At 53.7% G+C, this 17,682-nt stretch carries 21 protein-coding genes; all 21 read left to right on the top strand.

Translation table 11 applies throughout. The annotated features are described in order from the left end of the window. The first annotated feature begins 31 nt into the window (after positions 1 to 31). The 21 genes from M2422_RS08990 to M2422_RS08890 all read left to right on the top strand — a co-directional run bounded on the left by M2422_RS08990 (position 32) and on the right by M2422_RS08890 (position 17,639). Positions 32 to 370 carry an HNH endonuclease signature motif containing protein gene (locus M2422_RS08990; RefSeq protein WP_064673395.1) on the top strand — a complete coding sequence of 113 codons (339 nt, stop codon included), beginning with the start codon at positions 32 to 34 and terminating at the stop codon, positions 368 to 370. Beyond that, entirely contained in the window at positions 370 to 573 is a 204-nt protein-coding gene (locus tag M2422_RS08985) for a hypothetical protein (protein WP_064673394.1), read from the top strand. Before M2422_RS08990 ends, M2422_RS08985 begins: the two co-directional genes overlap by 1 nt. 182 nt (positions 574 to 755) lie before the next feature. Continuing rightward, complete coding sequence (locus M2422_RS08980) at positions 756 to 1,241, top strand: terminase (protein ID WP_259140474.1); 486 nt, start codon at positions 756 to 758, stop codon at positions 1,239 to 1,241. A gap of 6 nt (positions 1,242 to 1,247) precedes the next feature. Then, positions 1,248 to 2,762 (top strand): terminase TerL endonuclease subunit, encoded by a 1,515-nt coding sequence (locus M2422_RS08975; protein WP_259140471.1) that lies wholly within the window; start codon positions 1,248 to 1,250, stop codon positions 2,760 to 2,762. Continuing rightward, a complete protein-coding gene (locus M2422_RS08970) occupies positions 2,762 to 4,036 on the top strand; it encodes a phage portal protein (protein WP_032624427.1) in 1,275 nt (424 codons plus the stop codon). Before M2422_RS08975 ends, M2422_RS08970 begins: the two co-directional genes overlap by 1 nt. 17 nt (positions 4,037 to 4,053) lie before the next feature. Continuing rightward, entirely contained in the window at positions 4,054 to 4,731 is a 678-nt protein-coding gene (locus M2422_RS08965; RefSeq protein ID WP_259140466.1) for an HK97 family phage prohead protease, read from the top strand. Positions 4,732 to 4,733: 2 nt separating this feature from the next. Then, positions 4,734 to 5,891 carry a phage major capsid protein gene (locus tag M2422_RS08960; RefSeq protein ID WP_259140464.1) on the top strand — a complete coding sequence of 386 codons (1,158 nt, stop codon included), beginning with the start codon at positions 4,734 to 4,736 and terminating at the stop codon, positions 5,889 to 5,891. 33 nt (positions 5,892 to 5,924) lie between these two features. Beyond that, positions 5,925 to 6,251 carry a head-tail connector protein gene (locus M2422_RS08955; RefSeq protein ID WP_259140462.1) on the top strand — a complete coding sequence of 109 codons (327 nt, stop codon included), beginning with the start codon at positions 5,925 to 5,927 and terminating at the stop codon, positions 6,249 to 6,251. Further along, on the top strand, positions 6,251 to 6,589 hold the full coding sequence (locus M2422_RS08950; RefSeq protein WP_063151828.1) for a phage head closure protein: 339 nt from the start codon (positions 6,251 to 6,253) through the stop codon (positions 6,587 to 6,589). The genes M2422_RS08955 and M2422_RS08950 overlap by 1 nt, the downstream gene beginning before the upstream one ends. Further along, the gene (locus tag M2422_RS08945; RefSeq protein ID WP_259140460.1) at positions 6,586 to 7,035 is read left to right on the top strand and encodes an HK97-gp10 family putative phage morphogenesis protein; all 450 of its coding nucleotides are present in this window, start codon (positions 6,586 to 6,588) and stop codon (positions 7,033 to 7,035) included. Before M2422_RS08950 ends, M2422_RS08945 begins: the two co-directional genes overlap by 4 nt. Continuing rightward, entirely contained in the window at positions 7,032 to 7,379 is a 348-nt protein-coding gene (locus tag M2422_RS08940) for a DUF3168 domain-containing protein (RefSeq protein WP_064673570.1), read from the top strand. Before M2422_RS08945 ends, M2422_RS08940 begins: the two co-directional genes overlap by 4 nt. A gap of 54 nt (positions 7,380 to 7,433) precedes the next feature. Then, a complete protein-coding gene (locus M2422_RS08935) occupies positions 7,434 to 7,904 on the top strand; it encodes a phage tail tube protein (RefSeq protein WP_059290926.1) in 471 nt (156 codons plus the stop codon). Positions 7,905 to 7,958: 54 nt separating this feature from the next. Further along, the gene (locus M2422_RS08930) at positions 7,959 to 8,360 is read left to right on the top strand and encodes a phage tail assembly chaperone (RefSeq protein WP_064673571.1); all 402 of its coding nucleotides are present in this window, start codon (positions 7,959 to 7,961) and stop codon (positions 8,358 to 8,360) included. Between the two features lie 23 nt (positions 8,361 to 8,383). Next, positions 8,384 to 8,647 (top strand): DUF4035 domain-containing protein, encoded by a 264-nt coding sequence (locus M2422_RS08925; protein WP_028019696.1) that lies wholly within the window; start codon positions 8,384 to 8,386, stop codon positions 8,645 to 8,647. A 74-nt stretch (positions 8,648 to 8,721) separates the two neighbouring features. Then, positions 8,722 to 9,063, top strand: coding sequence for a zinc ribbon domain-containing protein (locus M2422_RS08920; protein ID WP_064673656.1), 342 nt, complete (start codon positions 8,722 to 8,724; stop codon positions 9,061 to 9,063). 55 nt (positions 9,064 to 9,118) lie between these two features. Beyond that, entirely contained in the window at positions 9,119 to 12,379 is a 3,261-nt protein-coding gene (locus M2422_RS08915; protein WP_064673572.1) for a phage tail tape measure protein, read from the top strand. A gap of 13 nt (positions 12,380 to 12,392) precedes the next feature. Continuing rightward, positions 12,393 to 12,986 (top strand): hypothetical protein, encoded by a 594-nt coding sequence (locus tag M2422_RS08910; RefSeq protein WP_064673573.1) that lies wholly within the window; start codon positions 12,393 to 12,395, stop codon positions 12,984 to 12,986. Then, positions 12,986 to 13,570, top strand: coding sequence for a hypothetical protein (locus tag M2422_RS08905; RefSeq protein WP_064673574.1), 585 nt, complete (start codon positions 12,986 to 12,988; stop codon positions 13,568 to 13,570). The genes M2422_RS08910 and M2422_RS08905 overlap by 1 nt, the downstream gene beginning before the upstream one ends. Before the next feature lie 6 nt (positions 13,571 to 13,576). Then, positions 13,577 to 13,975, top strand: coding sequence for a DUF6950 family protein (locus M2422_RS08900; RefSeq protein WP_064673575.1), 399 nt, complete (start codon positions 13,577 to 13,579; stop codon positions 13,973 to 13,975). Next, positions 13,975 to 16,683, top strand: coding sequence for a DUF1983 domain-containing protein (locus tag M2422_RS08895; RefSeq protein ID WP_064673576.1), 2,709 nt, complete (start codon positions 13,975 to 13,977; stop codon positions 16,681 to 16,683). The genes M2422_RS08900 and M2422_RS08895 overlap by 1 nt, the downstream gene beginning before the upstream one ends. 2 nt (positions 16,684 to 16,685) lie before the next feature. Then, a complete protein-coding gene (locus M2422_RS08890; RefSeq protein ID WP_064673577.1) occupies positions 16,686 to 17,639 on the top strand; it encodes a DUF6453 family protein in 954 nt (317 codons plus the stop codon). Positions 17,640 to 17,682 lie beyond the last annotated feature (43 nt).

Here is a 17,682-nt window from a genome sequence, read left to right as displayed (position 1 = left end):
GCGAAGCGACAATTGATTTCTTGGATACTCTATGAAAGAACCACGCATCTATGGTACCCGATGGGATAAAGCCCGTCTGCGTTTCCTGCAGCAGCGCCCACTATGTGTGATGTGCGAACAGCAGGGACGCATTACCCCGGCAACGGTGGTTGACCATATCGAACCCCACAAACTCAAAGATGCGCTTAAGTCAGGTAACCCGCTGGCCATATCGAAAGCACAGCTCCTGTTCTGGAGTAAAGAGAACTGGCAGCCACTGTGCAAAGCGCATCATGACTCAACGAAACAGAGAATGGAGAAGAGCGGCGCAGTAATAGGCTGTGATGCCAACGGCTACCCGCTCGATCCTGCGTCTCACTGGAGTACGTAATGAAAGACCTCAGCATTGAATATCGCGATGGAAAATTCGTTCTCCTAGTGATTGATGGCGTGGAGATGAAGGACGTGACATCCATTCAGTTCTTGCACGCTGTAGGGCAGGAGGTGCCGACGGTGGCTATTTCAGGGCATGTTGTCTCCGGGCACAGGAAAGGCGATCAGAAACTCGAACAGGTAGACAAACATTCGGCATAGCGCGGCGGCGGCAAGTCGATTACCTATCATATGAAATCATTTCAAATGCAACGATATCAAATGAGAATGAATCGCATCAGGGCAGGGGGGGATCAAATCTTCAAAACCTTTGCCCCAAATGACCGCCGCCAAAGTTTGATTTTAACGCTAACCCGATTTTTTTAGTTTTAAGGTGTTGACATATGGCAGATAAACGAACCCGTTCCGACAGTTCGGCGGCAGCGGTTCAGGCCATGAAAAATGCAGCAGTGGACACCATCGATCCTCCGTCCCATGCAGGTTTGGAAAAAAAAGCCGAACCATTCTGGCATGACAATATCAGATCGAAAGCTCTGGACAGCTGGACGCCAGCCGACCTTCTGGCCGCTGTAGAACTGGCAAATAATCAGCTCTATATCACCGTTTTACGCAAGGAATTACGCAAAGAAGAGCGAATTCGCGGAGAAGAGCGAGACGAAGGGATAATCAAAGACCTTCGCAAGCAGATTGTTGAGCTGCAGCGAACCATCCTAGCTCAGCGCCGTGACCTGCAGATCCATTCCCACGCAACCAACGGCGAAAGCCGCGACCAGAAGAAACGCAATCAGAATGATCGTGATGCACGAAACACGAAAAACGAGCATCAGGGCCAGGACGACAACCTGATCGCCTTTCCCAAGCACGGATAAAAGACTATGACGCGAGGTGAGCGTGTAATAGCGTTCATCGAGCGCTATTGCATCGTGCCGGAAGGCAAGCTTATCGGCCAGCCAATGAGGCTGGACCCCTTTCAGAAAGAATTCATCCTGGCGGTTTACGACAATCCAGCCGGAACGGATATGGCGATCCTCAGCATCGCACGAAAAAATGGGAAGACAGGCTTAATCGCCGGAATCCTGCTGGCACACCTGGTGGGGCCAGAAGCGGTGCAGAACACGCAAATTGTCAGCGGTGCACTTAGCCGGGAACAGGCGGCCATCGTTTTTAACCTCGCAGTGAAGATGGTTAACCTGAGCCCCAGTCTGCAGGAGATAGTGCACATAACGCCAAGCGGCAAAAAGCTGATCGGCCTGCCGTGTAACGTCGAATACAAGGCTTTATCCGCAGAAGGTAAGACGACGCACGGCCTTTCCCCCATTCTGGCCATTCTCGATGAAACCGGGCAGGTTAGGGGGCCGCAGGATGATTTTATCGATGCAATAACTACCGCGCAGGGTGCCCATGAAAACCCGCTGCTGATTGTTATCAGTACGCAGGCAGCAAACGATGCTGACCTGCTGAGCATCTGGATTGATGATGCTGTCAAATCGAAAGATCCGCACATCGTGTGCCACGTTTATGAAGCGCCAAAGGACGCTGATATCAGTAAACGCGAGTCCTGGCTGGCTGCGAACCCGGCGCTGGGAACATTCAGGTCAGAAAAAGACATGGCGCGCCAGGCCGAGAAAGCAGGACGAATGCCAAGCTTCGAAAACACCTTCCGAAACCTCAATCTCAATCAGCGCGTTTCTACCGTATCGCCGTTTATCTCCCGCAGCGTGTGGGAGCTTTGCGGAGAGATGCCGATTAACACCCCGAGGAAGTGGTACGCGGGGCTGGATCTGTCAGCCAGGAACGACTTAACGGCGCTGGTTATGGCTGGTGAAGCAGATGATGGTGTCTGGGATGTTTTCCCCTTCTTCTGGACACCGCAAAAGACTCTTGAAGAGCGAACCAAAACGGACCGCGCACCCTATGACGTTTGGGTGAGAGAGGGGCTGCTGCGCACCACGCCAGGCGCTTCGGTGGATTACTCATTCGTCGTTGCGGATATCGCTGAAATTATCGGTGATTTCGACCTTACCTCGATGGCTTTTGACCGCTGGCGCATTGACCAGTTCAGGAAGGATGCCGATGCCATTGGGCTGAGCCTCCCGCTGGTCGAGTTCGGCCAGGGCTTTAAGGATATGGGGCCAGCTGTAGACACGCTGGAGTCTCTAATGCTTAACGGGCGCGTGAGGCATGGCATGCACCCCGTATTAACGATGTGTGCTGTGAATGCGGTGGTGGTGAAAGATGCTGCTGGTAACCGCAAGCTCGATAAGTCCAAAGCAACAGGCCGTATTGATGGCATGGTCGCAATGACAATGTCCGTTGGTGCTGCTAATGGGGAAGTTACCGAACAGGGTGGTGACTTCGATGACTTCATTTTCCGACCGCTGAGCATGTGATGGAAGAACCTAAATACACGATTGACCTGCGAACCAATAACGGCTGGTGGGCAAGGCTGCAGTCCTGGTTTGTCGGCGGGCGTTTAGTCACCCCAAATCAGGGCTCACAGACGGGGCCTGTTTCGGCCCACGGACACCTGGGCGATTCATCCATTAACGATGAACGGATACTGCAAATTTCGACGGTTTGGCGCTGCGTGAGCCTGATTTCAACGCTCACGGCATGCTTACCGCTTGATGTCTTCGAAACCGACCAGAATGACAACCGCAAAAAAGTGGGTTTGAGCAATCCGCTGGCGCGACTGCTGCGCTACTCACCGAATCAGTACATGACCGCCCAGGAATTCAGGGAGGCCATGACGATGCAGCTCTGTTTCTACGGTAACGCGTATGCACTGGTGGACCGCAACAGCGCGGGTGACGTGATAAGCCTTCTCCCGCTTCAGTCTGCCAATATGGATGTGAAACTCGTCGGAAAAAAAGTGGTTTATCGCTATCAGCGCGACAGCGAATACGCCGACTTTTCGCAGAGAGAGATTTTTCACCTTAAAGGCTTCGGATTCACCGGGCTGGTCGGCCTGTCCCCCATTGCTTTTGCCTGTAAATCGGCAGGTGTGGCAGTTGCGATGGAGGACCAGCAGCGAGATTTCTTTGCCAACGGCGCCAAGTCTCCGCAAATCCTCTCAACCGGCGAAAAAGTGCTAACTGAACAGCAGCGCTCGCAGGTCGAAGAGAACTTCAAAGAGATCGCCGGCGGTCCGGTTAAAAAACGCCTCTGGATACTGGAAGCGGGCTTTTCCACATCGGCAATTGGCGTAACGCCGCAGGATGCCGAAATGATGGCGTCCCGAAAATTTCAGGTAAGTGAACTGGCGCGATTCTTTGGCGTACCGCCTCACCTTGTCGGCGACGTCGAGAAATCAACGAGCTGGGGATCGGGCATCGAGCAGCAGAATCTCGGCTTCCTGCAGTACACCCTGCAGCCCTATATCTCCCGGTGGGAAAACAGCATTCAGCGGTGGCTTATTCCTGCTAAGGATGTCGGCCGCATTCATGCTGAGCACAACCTCGACGGCCTGCTGAGGGGCGATTCGGCATCCCGCGCTGCCTTTATGAAGGCAATGGGAGAGGCAGGGCTACGCACCATCAACGAGATGCGACGAACGGACAACCTCCCGCCATTGCCGGGTGGCGATGTGGCAATGCGCCAGTCGCAATACGTGCCGATCACCGATTTAGGAACCAACAAAGAGCCCCGTAATAACGGGGCTTAATTTTTATGGGGGCCGTAATGCCTGAGATCGTAAAAACGCTGTCCTTCGACGAGACAGAAATCAAATTCACCGGTGACGGTAAACAGGGGATTTTTGAAGGCTACGCCTCTGTTTTTAATAACACCGATTCCGATGGCGACATCATTCTGCCCGGGGCGTTTAAAAACGCGCTGGCGAACCAGACCCGCAAAGTGGCGATGTTTTTCAACCACAAGACGTGGGAGCTGCCGGTTGGTAAATGGGACAGCCTGGCAGAAGACGAAAAAGGCCTGTATGTGCGCGGTCAACTTACCCCAGGGCACAGCGGCGCCGCCGACCTGAAAGCGGCAATGCAGCACGGTACGGTTGAAGGTATGTCGGTTGGCTTTTCCGTTGCGAAAGACGATTACACCATCATTCCAACAGGCCGCATTTTTAAGAATATCCAGGCTCTGCGCGAAATCAGCGTCTGCACTTTCCCCGCCAACGAACAGGCTGGCATCGCAGCCATGAAAAGTGTCGACGGCATTGAAACAATTCGTGATGTGGAGAACTGGCTGAGGGATTCAGTCGGGCTCACCAAATCACAGGCAGTTGGGCTAATAGCCCGGTTTAAGTCAGCGATTCGGAGCGAGTCCGAGGGCGACGGAAACGAAGCAAAAATCAACGCTCTGCTTCAGAGCATTAAATCTTTCCCTTCTAATTTAGGTAATTAATTATGTCTGAACTCGCTCTCATTCAAAAAGCTATCGAAGAGTCCCAGCAGAAAATGTCTCAGCTTTTCGATGCGCAGAAAGCAGAAATCGAAAGCACGGGTAAGGTATCCAAACAGCTGCAGGCCGACCTGGTGAAGGTACAGGAAGAACTGACCAAATCCGGTACCCGCCTCTTCGATCTTGAACAGAAACTGGCATCCGGCGCTGAGAATCCGGGTGAGAAGAAATCCTTCTCTGAACGAGCTGCCGAAGAGCTCATTAAGTCATGGGACGGTAAACAGGGCACCTTCGATGCGAAGACGTTCAATAAGTCGCTCGGCAGTGACGCTGACTCTGCTGGCGCACTGATCCAGCCTATGCAGATCCCAGGCATTATCATGCCGGGCCTGCGCCGTCTGACCATCCGTGACCTGCTGGCTCAGGGCCGCATTTCCAGTAACGCTCTGGAATATGTGCGTGAAGAGGTGTTTACCAATAACGCCGATGTGGTGGCTGAGAAAGCGCTTAAGCCAGAATCGGATATCACATTCAGCAAGCAGACCGCGAACGTGAAGACCATCGCGCACTGGGTGCAGGCGTCACGTCAGGTTATGGACGATGCGCCAATGCTGCAGTCATACGTCAACGGCCGTCTGATGTATGGCCTGGCACTGAAGGAAGAAGGCCAGCTGCTGAACGGCGACGGCACCGGGGATAACCTGGAAGGTCTGAACAAAGTGGCTACCGCCTACGACACCTCGCTGAATGCCACTGGCGACACTCGCGCTGACATTATCGCTCACGCTATTTACCAGGTGACAGAGTCTGAGTTTAGCGCTTCCGGTATCGTCCTGAACCCGCGCGACTGGCACAACATTGCGCTGCTGAAAGACAACGAAGGCCGCTATATCTTCGGTGGTCCTCAGGCGTTTACCAGCAACATCATGTGGGGCCTGCCAGTGGTTCCGACTAAGGCGCAGGCCGCCGGCACCTTTACGGTGGGCGGTTTTGATATGGCCTCACAGGTGTGGGATCGCATGGATGCCACCGTGGAAGTCAGCCGTGAAGACCGCGACAACTTCGTGAAAAACATGCTGACCATCCTGTGCGAAGAACGCCTGGCGCTGGCGCACTATCGCCCGACGGCAATCATCAAGGGCGCTTTCTCTTCTGGCTCATGATGGAGGGGGCGGGGTGACCCGCCCTTTTAACGTATGGCGATAGATGTTCTGGATGTCATAGGCCTCCGCCTGTTTAAGCAGCAGATTGAGTTTGAGGAAGACGACAGGGACGAGCTGATCACCCTGTACGCTCAGGCCGCTTTTGAATACTGCATACGCTGGTGCGATGAACCAGCATGGAAGGTTGCAGCTGATATTCCTGCAGCCGTTAAGGGCGCCGTTCTTCTTGTCTTTGCTGACATGTTTGAACACCGCACCGCGCAAAGCGAAGTACAGCTTTATGAGAACGCTGCAGCCGAACGCATGATGTTCATCTATCGCAACTGGCGCGGTAAATCTGAACCTGAGGAGGGCTCCTGATGGAACCTGGACGATTCAGGCACAGGGTAAAAATTCTCACCTTCACGACTTCGCGCGATCCATCTGGTCAGCCGGTTGAATCGTGGAGTGGTGGCAACCCGGTCCCGGCTGAGGTGAAGGGGATCAGCGGCAGAGAGCAGATGTCTGGCGGTGCGGAAACGGCGCAGGCAACCATTCGCGTCTGGATGCGCTTCAGGGATGAGCTGAATGCCTCTTCTCGTCTGGAAGTGCTCAGCGGCCCGTATAAAGGTCAGGTGCTAAATATCATCGGTCCTCCTGTAGCAAATGCGACCGGCACTCGCCTGGAAATTCTTTGCAAAACGGGAGCCGAAAAATGATTGAGACGAGCCTCGATTTTTCCGGGCTGAATGACATCGCAAAGGATCTGGAGGCGCTTAGCCGCGCTGAAAACAACAAGGTTCTGCGTGATGCCACGCGCGCTGGCGCCGAAGTGCTTAAGGAAGAAGTGATCGCCCGCGCGCCGGTGCGCACCGGGAAACTGAAAAAAAACGTGGTGGTGGTGACCCAAAAAAGCCGCCGCCACGGGGAAATTTCTTCCGGCGTCCATATTCGTGGTGTTAACCCGCGCACCGGGAACAGCGATAACACGATGAAGGCGAGTAACCCGAGAAACGCCTTTTATTGGCGATTCGTTGAAATGGGAACCGTTAACATGCCACCGCACCCTTTCATTCGTCCCGCGTTCGATGTTCGCCAGGAGCAGGCGACGGAGGTTGCGATCAGGCGCATGAACCAGGCCATTGACGAGGCATTAAGCAAATGACGGAAGACGATCTCTATCCTCTGCTGGCGCCGCTGGCCGGAGGGCAGGTTTATCCCTACGTTGCGCCGCTCGGCAGTGACGGGAAGCCTTCAGTCTCGCCGCCCTGGGTAATTTTCTCGATTATTACCGACGTGGCCGCTGACGTTCTCTGCGGTCAGGCTGAATCAGCCGTTTCTGTGCAGGTTGATGTTTATTCCAGCACCATCACTGAAGCGCGCACGATCAGAAATATGGCGCTTGATGCCCTGCAGGTGCTGAAACCGGAAAGCATTGTTAAAACGCCAGGATATGAGCCTGATCTGCGTTATCACCGGGCGACGCTCGAATTCCAGATAACCGTTTAACCTTACCCACCATAACAGACCGCTCCGGCGGTCTTTTTTTTAACTGGAGAAACCATGACCAGTAAGTATGAAGTTACAAAGGGGATGACCTTTGCCGTCTCCGACGCACCCGTAACCGCTGATGATTTTAACTCGCCAACTTTCCCGGGGGCTGGTATTACCTGGCTGGAAGCGGCCTGTGCAACAAAGGAGATCACCTTCACAGGCGGTCAAAAAGGGGATATCGACGTAACCACGCTTTGCTCAACTGAACAGGAGCAAACCAACGGCCTCGCCGCGCCAGCTGAAATGAGCATTACCCGTAACTGGGTTGGCGATGAAGCAGCACAGGAGGCACTGCAGACCGCTTACGAAAATGACGAACTGCGCGCGCTGCGCGTGGTATTCCCGTCTGGCAACGGTTTTTACGTGCTGGTGGAGGTACGCCAGAGCTCATGGTCTGCTGCAACATCTTCCGTTGTTGGCGCTACCTATTCTCTGCGTGTACGCGGTAAACCTAAACGCATCTACGCGTCTGGTTCCTGAGCGGCTTCGGCCGCTTTTTTTATCCCTCCGATCATATAACAAGAGAAAAATGAAATGCCGCAAAAAACATCACAGAATTCATTACGCAACGTGGCGCTTACAGCATCGAAAGCCTATCGCACCAAAGACGGTATCACGGTCCCTGAATGGGATGGCGCAAAGGTAACGCTGCGTGAACCCTCTGGCGATGCTTGGGTGAAATTCCGGGAGATCGTTAATCCTCAGCTCGCCGATGGCGAAGAGGCACCGACGCTGACGGAGGCGGAAAAGTTTCTGCGTAACAAAATGGCTGATGTGGTTCTGTTTATTGACGTTCTGCTGGATGAAAACGGCGAGCGCGTATTCAGCGATGAAGATCAGGAGCAGGTATCAAAAATTTATGGTCCTGTGCATGCTCGCCTTTTGGCTCAGGCCCTCAACCTTGGAATGAGTCAGGAAGAAGCGGGAAAGCCGTAAAGCAGCCGCTGACCTTCTTCATGATGTCGCTGGCGCTAAGGATGGGGCGCACTCTTCACGAGCTGCGCCAGACCATGACCGCCAGTGAACTCAAAATGTGGATCGAGTTCGACCGCATTAGTCCAGTTGGTGACTGGCGCGCCGATGCACAGGCGGCGCAGATCTCCGTTGCAATGCTAAACTCTCAGGGCGGGAAATTCACTATCCCTGACGTGATGCTGAAATGGGGTGAACAGGAAGAAGACAGGGAGATCAGCGAGCTGGAGGAATGGATGTCTGCTTTATAAATCTTCATTAATTGGTGACAATATTCGTTCCAATTATTAGGATTGCCATCGGAACTTTAAACTTGGGGGCAGTCATGGAATTATTACTGGTAGCTATAGTAATTGGTCTCATCCCTGCGTTAATAGCGCAAAGTAAAGGGAGGTCATTTTTTGCTTGGTGGGTTTACGGAGCGTTGCTATTTATTATTGCGCTAGTGCATTCAATTATTATAAAGAAAGATCCACACTTCGAAGAAAAAACTATGTTGGATGATGGCATGAAAAAATGCCCTTTTTGCGCAGAGCTAATCAAGAGTGAGGCAGTGAAATGTAAACACTGTGGTAGCGATCTCACATCTTCTTCTGAAGACTGTCGTCCTGTGAAAACCGAAGAAGAATATCTTGAAGAGGCCAGAAAAAAGGCTGGGCAGTCATAGATAAGTTTAATTAAAACAAACCTCGCAACTGCGGGGTTTTTTTTATGGGTGAAATATGGCAACACTCCGTGAATTGATCATAAAAATTTCTGCCAATTCCTCCACCTTCCAGACAGAGATTTCCCGCGCATCTCGTATGGGAACGGATTACTACCGCACTATGGAGCAGGGCGGGAAAAAAGCTGCAGCGGCAACGCGTGAAACTCAGCGTTCTTTGGCTGACCTGAATTCTCAGCTTGCAACCGTGCGATCTTCTGCTGCCGGGCTTGCCGGTGCGTGGGCCGGTGCATTTGCCACGCATCAGCTGGTTCAGTTTGCCGATACATGGAACCAAATGAATGGACGCTTGCGGCTGGCGTCCACATCGACTGAAGATTTTGCTGCGGCACAGCGCACCCTGATGGAGATAAGCCAGCGTACAGGCACATCGCTTACTGCCAACTCGAATCTATATAGCCGTATTGCTCAGTCCATGCGATCAGCTGGTTACGCTTCTGCAGAAGTAGCGAAAGTAACCGAAACTGTTGCTACATCCCTGAAGTTATCAGGTGCCAGTACAGAAGAAGCCAGCTCCGTTATCACTCAGCTCAGCCAGGCGTTAGCGTCTGGTGTTTTGCGTGGTGAGGAATTCAACTCCATCATGGAGAACGGGGGAAGGCTGGTAAAACTGCTGGCTGATGGCCTGGGTACCACTGTTGGCGGTTTGCGTAATATGGCCAACAATGGCGAGTTGACTACAGATAAGATCGTCCCGTTGCTGACCAACGTCGAGATTCTGCGCAAAGAGTTCGACACTCTCCCGGCATCAATCAGCGGATCTGCACAGAAAGTACAAAACGCCTTTCTCGCTTGGGTGGGCGGTGCGAACGATGCCGTTGGTGCATCCTCCGCGCTTTCCGGCGTGCTGGATGGGCTGGCAAATAACATAGATGATGTGGCTAACACCGCAGGCATTCTGGTTGGTGTTGGGCTGGCCCGTTATTTTGGGAATATGGTCGGCAGTGTTGGAGAGTCCACACGGGCTGTCCTCGCTAATACAGCTGCCGAAGTCGCACTGGCGCAGGCGCAGGTTCGCGGTGCACAGGTTAGCGTTGCTGCTGGTCGCCAGGCTGTTTACCGCGCTCAACAGGCACGCGCAGCGGCGACGAGTATTGAGGCTCAGATTGTCGCTGAGCGTAATCTTGCAGCAGCTCAGGCATCACTGAATACGGCGCTTGCTGGTAGGGCCTCTGCAGTTAACAACCTCACCAATACAGCCTCGGTCATGTCACGGCTGGGTAGTGGGGTGCTGGGTATTCTCGGTGGATGGCCTGGAGTTATTATCGGTGCCGGTGCGGCGATGTATGGTTTGTATCAGCACACCCAGCAGGTGCACAAGGAGGCGGTTGGCTTTGCCAATAATCTGGACGAAATAAACGGTAAGCTGCAGCAGATGTCGGTGCTGGGGCTGCGCTCTACTGCTGCCGATGCCCGTACATCGTTACAGGCACAAATGCAGGACCTGGCCGCTCTCGATTCACAAATTGCGAAAGTGAAAGACAGCTTGAAGGCGGTTGACCAAATCCAGCAGGACTACAACCGTCACCCGACGCTGACTCAGATCAATACCTTCATGGATCAGGCCGATATCACGGCCAAAAACGTTGAGCTTACCGACAAGCTGAACCAGCTGGAGTACCAGCGGGAACAGGCAGCGTCAAAGGTTGAGCAAACGCAGAAGCTGGTTAACGATGCCAGCGATAAGGCAACACAAAAGGCTATTGAGCAGGCTGGTGCCGTTTCAATCCTGAAAGGTGCTTATGACCTGCTTAACCGCTCAATGTCAGCTACCGCTGGTGCCAAGCCGCCTCAATATGCCGGGCCCGTCGTTTCAATGGCGAACGCAACACCTCAGCAGCAAACGGCACTGGAGCGCTCACGCCGAGATAACGAGCTGGCCAGCCTAAGCGGTTTAGAGAAGCTCCATCAGCAGCACGTCTATGAAGCAGAAGACCTGAAGCTGACGGGGGCGCTTTACACCCAGTACATCTACAACAAGGATCAGGCAGCCAAAAAGGATGCAGCAGCTGCGGAGGCAAAAAAAACCTCCACCGCTGCCTCAAATGCGCAGAGTAAAGCCGAGCGCGAAGCGGCCAGCACCGCCGAACAGTATTCGCGGAAAATGGCCGATCTGAGCGTGGCTATCGACGTGCAGCGCGTGCGGGCAACGGAGGGAGAAAAAGCCTCCGACCTTTATGCGGCTTCACACCAGGCCGGCACTAAATGGACGGATGAGCAGCGCAGGGCTATTCAGGCATCGTCTACAGAACTGGCGAAGTGGACTCAAAAAGCTGATGAGAACGTGCGCAAGCAGCGCGAACAGGCTGATGCCCTGAAGGATTTAACTGAAGCGACCAGGAAGTTCAGGGACGAGGCAACGCTGACAACTGAAACCAGAGGAATGAGCGATCGCCAGCGCAGCCGGTTCGATGAAACGCAGCAGATTGACCGTGTTTTCGCCAAAACTGACGGCGGTACCGAAGCAATCGCACAGCGTGCGGCGGCTCTCGATGCGCTGGACAAAAAATATAAAGCAATCGCTGCTTCTGAGGCTGACTGGACTGCAGGCGCCGAGAAGGGATTTAAAAACTGGTTTGATACCGCTTCTGATTATTCCTCGCAGACAGCAGACCTTGTGAACAACTCAATGACAGGTCTTATCGGAAATATTTCCGATGCTTTATCAGGCAATAAAGTTGACTGGGAGGATTGGTCGAAATCGGTACTGGCTTCTATGCAAAAAATTATCCTCAACGCAATGTTGGTCAATTCGTTGAAGTCTGCAGGAGGCGGGGGACTGTTCGGTTCTCTTGGTGGTCTTTTTGGTGGGGGTGATGCAACCTCTGTAGGAAGTACACCATCAGGCGCATATTCCGGCGCGGCCAGCGGACTGAAGTTTGCCAAAGGCGGCGTCTTTGATTCCCCAAATCTTAGCCATTTCAGTAATTCGATCATTTCCAGCCCGACGATGTTCAAATTTGCCAAAGGCGATGGATTGATGGGTGAAGCTGGCCCCGAGGCTGTGATGCCACTAACCAGGACACCGAATGGCACTCTTGGCGTCAGGATGGTCGGCACAACAGCTGCTGGTGGTGGAGGTGGTGAAATCCATATAACCCAGCATATAAATGTTTCTGGTAACGGTGACGCCGCGCTTAATCGTGCCATGCAGGAGGCTGCGCGTCAGGGAGCTGCCGATGGTGCTAAAAAAGCACGTCAGGACATGCTGAGTGATTTTCAGACCAACGGTCAGGCCAGGAGGATGCTTGGCGTTTAAATAAGGAGTGACTATGTCTGTGCTTGAATGGCCTGAAGATGTATGTCCGGCGTCGCTGACGTGGCGGCCGGAAAGTAACACAAAAACATTTCGTTCCCCGTTTAATGGTGCATCACAGACCGTCCGTTTCCCCGGCACCCGCTGGATCTGCTCCCTGACGTTTAGCAACCTTACAGATGATAAATCCCGGCGCATCGATGCGCTGGTGGCCGATCTGGATGGTGAATATGGCAGGGTGAAGATCAGAGACTGGGGGAGAAGGGGCAGGACGCCAGCCGGAAATCCGGTGGTTTCTGACGCGAACCAGACCGGTACGCAGCTCGGCAGTAAGGGCTGGACACCAGGTACACTGGTACTGCGCACCGGTGATTACTTTACCGTTAATGACGAGCTGAAGATGGTCACCGCCGATGTGACCAGCACTGCTGCAGGAACTGCCGTTATTCCCTTTGCGCCTATGCTGCGCGCCTCTCCCCCTGCCAACGGAAAAATCGAAGTCGCTAAGCCATACGGCATTTTCAAGCTGAAGGATAACCAGCAGGGGGCAGGTAACCGCGTGCCGGGCATTTTTACCAGCTACACGCTGGAGTTTGAGGAGGCTTTCTGATGCTGTATTCACCGTTTTCTGATTCGATGGTGGACTGGCTATCCCGCGACAGGGTTACCGCCGTGCTGGCGGCCAATGTCCAGTTTGAATCCGGTACCGCCTACGTGCATTCCGGTACCGGCACGCTGGTGCTGGGCGGTTATGTCTATTACGGCATGGGAACAATGGGCGCCATCGACGATGTGGGCGAAACCAACACGACAAGCCCGACGCAGCTCAGGATGACGCTCTCAGGGCTGGATATGTCGCTGTTTGCTAAAACGCTCAATGAGCGCTGTGTGGGAAGGCCAGCGGAGCTGTATCTGGTGGCGATGGATGATAACGGCGTCGTTCAAGTTGCAGACCTGATTTTTAAGGGGAAGGTTTCCGGCACCGGGGCAACGGCGGGTGAAACGAATGCCCTGCAGTACACCGTCAGTAATATTTTTGAGGACTGGCAGCGACCGTTCCCGGACCGCTATACCGACGAGTCACACCAGTCCACTCAGCCAGGCGACCGCATATTTCGTTACGTCGCGCAGATGGCAGAACGTTCAATTTACTGGGGCAGCAAAAAAGATGCGCCAGGGTTTACCTATTCGTGAGGAAGCATGAAGCATCCAGACTGGCATAACAGATTAATCGCCGTGATAAGGGCCGCTGAAAAGCGGCCTTTTTTATGGGGCGAACATGACTGCTGCTTGTTTGCGGCAGATTGTGCGGAAGCGATGACCGGGGATAATTTCGCCGATGGCTGGCGCGGGACCTACGACAGCGAAACGGGCGCAAAAAAGGCGCTGCTGCGCGGTGGCGGCTCACTTGAAAAGGTGCTGGATAAATACCTCGATGAAGTGCCGGTGAAGATGGCTCAGCGCGGAGATATCGCGATAGTTGAAAACGCGGGTACCCGATGCGCCGGGGTAATTTACGGTGGTGCAGTGTGGGTGCCGGGAGAAACGGGGCTGGTTTGCCTTCGGATTAAGCCCCTGAGTACGTGGAGGGTTCGCTGATGCCTGCTGCAATCCCTATCATCGCGACGGTAGCCGCTGGCGCCGCGGCAGCCAATGGAGCCTACGCTATCGCAATGGCAATCACCATTGCCGCTCAGGTCGCCACACAGATGATGACGAAGAAGCCATCACTGGGGTCTTACCGGGACACTGCAGAACGTAAGCAGGTGCTGCGCGCGGCGGCCAGCCCTAAAACGGTTGTTTATGGCAGGACCGTATCTGCAGGCACTCTGTTTTTCGCTGAAGAACAGTCTGGCGAGCAGACTGATGGTGAATGGGTTCACCTTGCCATTACTCTGGCGGGACACCCAATATCAGGCACGGGCACCATTTACCTGGGTGATGATGATATTGGCTCGTATGGCGAGAGTGCCACGTATGAAGTGCATATCGATCGCCAGACAGCAGATCCGTTTATGCTGGCAAATTGCCCGTCGTGGAAAGATGACATGATCGGCAAGGGGATTTCCTGGCTGCGTCTGTCTCTGAAATACAATGCTGAGAAATTCCCGTCAGGCATCCCGAACGTGAAGGTTGAGAAGACGGGCCGGAAAATATACGACCCGCGCACCGGCCGCACGGAGTACAGCAACAATCTGGCGCTGTGCGTGCTGGACTATTACCGGAGTTACCTGAAAGTCGCTGATGCTGATATTAACTGGGATCAGTTTCAGGAGGCGGCCAACATCTGCGACGAGCTGGTGACTAACGGCGACGGCACGACGGAAAAGCGTTACACGCTGAACGGGGAATTTGACCTTAGCGAAAATAAGGCGAGCATTCTTGAGGCGATGCTGACAGCTGGCGCAGCAGAGCCAACCTACATCGCCGGTAAACATGGCATCCTCGTTGGCGCGTATTATGGCCCCGCAACCGAAGTTATTACCGAGAGTCAGCTGGCCGGTGATATCGAGATCATGCCTGAAGTGTCACAGTCAGAGCGCGTTAACACCATCAGCGGTACGTTTGTCGATCCTAAACAGACATACTCTGAAGCCGATTTCCCCTCAGTATCTGTGAGCGAGTGGGTAATCGAAGACGGCGTGGAGATATCGCAGGATCTTAAGCTGCGTTTCGTTACGTCTGAATTTCAGGCCCAGCGCCTGGCAGACATCAAGCTCAAGCGGACCCGCATTTCCCGCACAATGAATCTCACGCTGAACCTCAGTGGGTACCGGTACCGCCCCGGTATGTACGTAAAAGTTAATTTTCCCTCGCTTGGGATCGTTAACGTTGAGATGCGCGTGACTGACTGGAAATTTGGCGTGCAGAACGGCGTGCAGATCACACTGAAGCAGGAAACTGCTGACGTGTGGGGGGACGCCATCGGTAAACCCATCGATCGCCCACCGTTTACCCAGCTTCCCCCTGGTGGGGTGGCTCAGCCTCAGAATCTGAAGTACACCGTAGAGGAAATTGGTCAGGTGGTGCAGGGCGTTCTCTCCTGGCAGAACATCGGGCAGTTTGTCTATAACCAGGTTGTCATTCGCAGGAATGGCCAGCCGGTGCTCACAGCCCAGGTTCCCGGCTCCTTCACGCGATTAACCGGTCTGCTGCAGGATACCTATACAGCCCACGTTACCGCCGTTAATCAGATGGGGGCATCATCACCTGAGGCTTACCTCGAATTCAGCATTGAGGCACCGCCTCCGCCGTCGGGTGTTACGGTTGAGCAGGCATTTTTTGCCGTGATGCTCATTCCTCGCCTCGCAGCCGTGACGAACGTCTCCACCCAGTTCGATTTCTGGACATCCGGGGAACAACCTCTGGCCAACGCTGATACGGCGACAGTGGAGTCTGGAGCTACGCGCGCGGGCATGGGCACGACATGGACCAGCCACAACCTGAAAAACGGGCATACCTATTACTGGTATATCAGAACCATCAACGCGTTTGGTGCGTCTGCCTTCGTCGAGGTGGCCGCGCTGTGCCAGACAGATACCGGTGAACTCATCGACATCATTGATGAGTCCGTTCGCGATTCTGACGCTTTCAAAAACGTTTCTGAAGGCGTGGACACCAATCTTGAAGCAGCTATGCAGAATGCCCTGGCAAATCACGGCACGGTTGAACACCAGTTTCAGCAGTTAGGCGAAGTACGCGCTGATGTTCTGGTTGTTAAAACGACAGTGGCTGAAGTGGATCACGCTCTTGCTGATTTGTCAGAGTACGTTCAGGCGCAGGTCGGGGATTTAACCGCCGCGGTTAACCAGAAAATGACGGCAGAGGTGAACAGTGATGGAACCGCAAAGGCATCGTATACGCTGAACCTTGGGATCGTTCGTAATGGCGTTAAATACAACACTGGTTTTGGCATGTCGATTGAGCCATCCGGCGGTACCTATAAATCTACAGTGGTCTTTGCTGCCGATCAGTTTGGTATCTACTCGGGAAGCGATCCGGGAAATTACCAGGCTGCATTTTTTGTCTATAACGGTCAGGTGTTCATCCGTGATGCCTTTATCCAGGATGGCAGCATAACTAACGCAAAAATTGGGAATTACATCCGATCAGCAAACTATGTCGCTGGTCCCGGAGGTGCAGGCTGGAACATTGATAAATCAGGGAACTGCGAGATGCACGGCGCGCTGTATGCCGCCAGCGGTAATTTCGCGTTCACCGGGAACGGTAATGGCGTCACGATTGACGGGAAGGGCGTAAAAATTGATCTCGGCGGCGGTAACCTGATTGTTCTTGGAGAGTGGTAACTATGCCAAAGGGTTTACGTATTACCTATGCGGACGGTGGCCCGGCAATGGAAATAACTGCCGGGCTCCGCTGCCCTTCGTTTTGCCAGAACGTCAGCGAAGCATGGGATGTTAATCAGTACACGATTAATCAGCGCGTGGATGGCAGCCAGATCGTCGTTATCCCGCGTAATACCGTTTACAAACTTAACAGGGGTACAAACCTCATTCCCACGATCGGCATGCTGGATGGATTTACCGTATCAGGTAACACCATCACCATGAATACATGGTGGAGTGATAACTGGGGGCGCGCAAAAACCTTTGGCGCGTCTATCTGGCAAATACTTCCTGCCTCGTCCGGGAGAGGGCTGCTGATTCAGGACAGCACAGATTTCCTCTCAATCACTGATGCCACGATGTCGGGCTACTGCGTCTGGCGCGGCACTGTCACCTTCACCGGGAGCTGGGCGACGCCGACGACAAATATCTCACGCGACCGCTATATGGTATTTGCAAAATGGAGTGCTGATAACGTCACCATCGAATTCGACGGCTCAAATATCATTGCGACAATCGACCATGCAGGTCTCGATCAGGATGCGACCGTTACCATGCAGATAGCTATTTTTGCCAGTGGCGTAAGCCCGACCCCGGGAAGAGGCCTGAATATCATAAAGGGAGGCGTCTGCGTGTTCTCCACCACGCGCCGGCCGTTTGTCTACCGGAACCAGACCTACGCGCCGTCATGGGGAAATACAGACATCGGCGATCGCATGATACTGCTTGGCCGCTATGGCTATAACAGTGAGGTCTACACTGGCTGGGACTACCTGAAATGGGCTGGCTTGATCCGCAGCGGCAATCTGGTGCGTGCCGGCAGAGGAAGAAATGCCGCTTCATGGACATCGCAATACAGTGTGGTAGGGCGACGGCTGACAAGCCTCTCTATCCCCATCATTGATGCAATTTACTGACAACCCGCTTCGGCGGGTTTTTTATATCTGAATTCAGGAGTCC

The organism is Enterobacter sp. SLBN-59, from assembly GCF_024807915.1.
Lineage (GTDB): Bacteria > Pseudomonadota > Gammaproteobacteria > Enterobacterales > Enterobacteriaceae > Enterobacter > Enterobacter asburiae_B.
The sequence above is the reverse complement of the archived record's forward strand: the minus strand, read 5'-3'. Positions and strand labels throughout refer to the sequence as shown.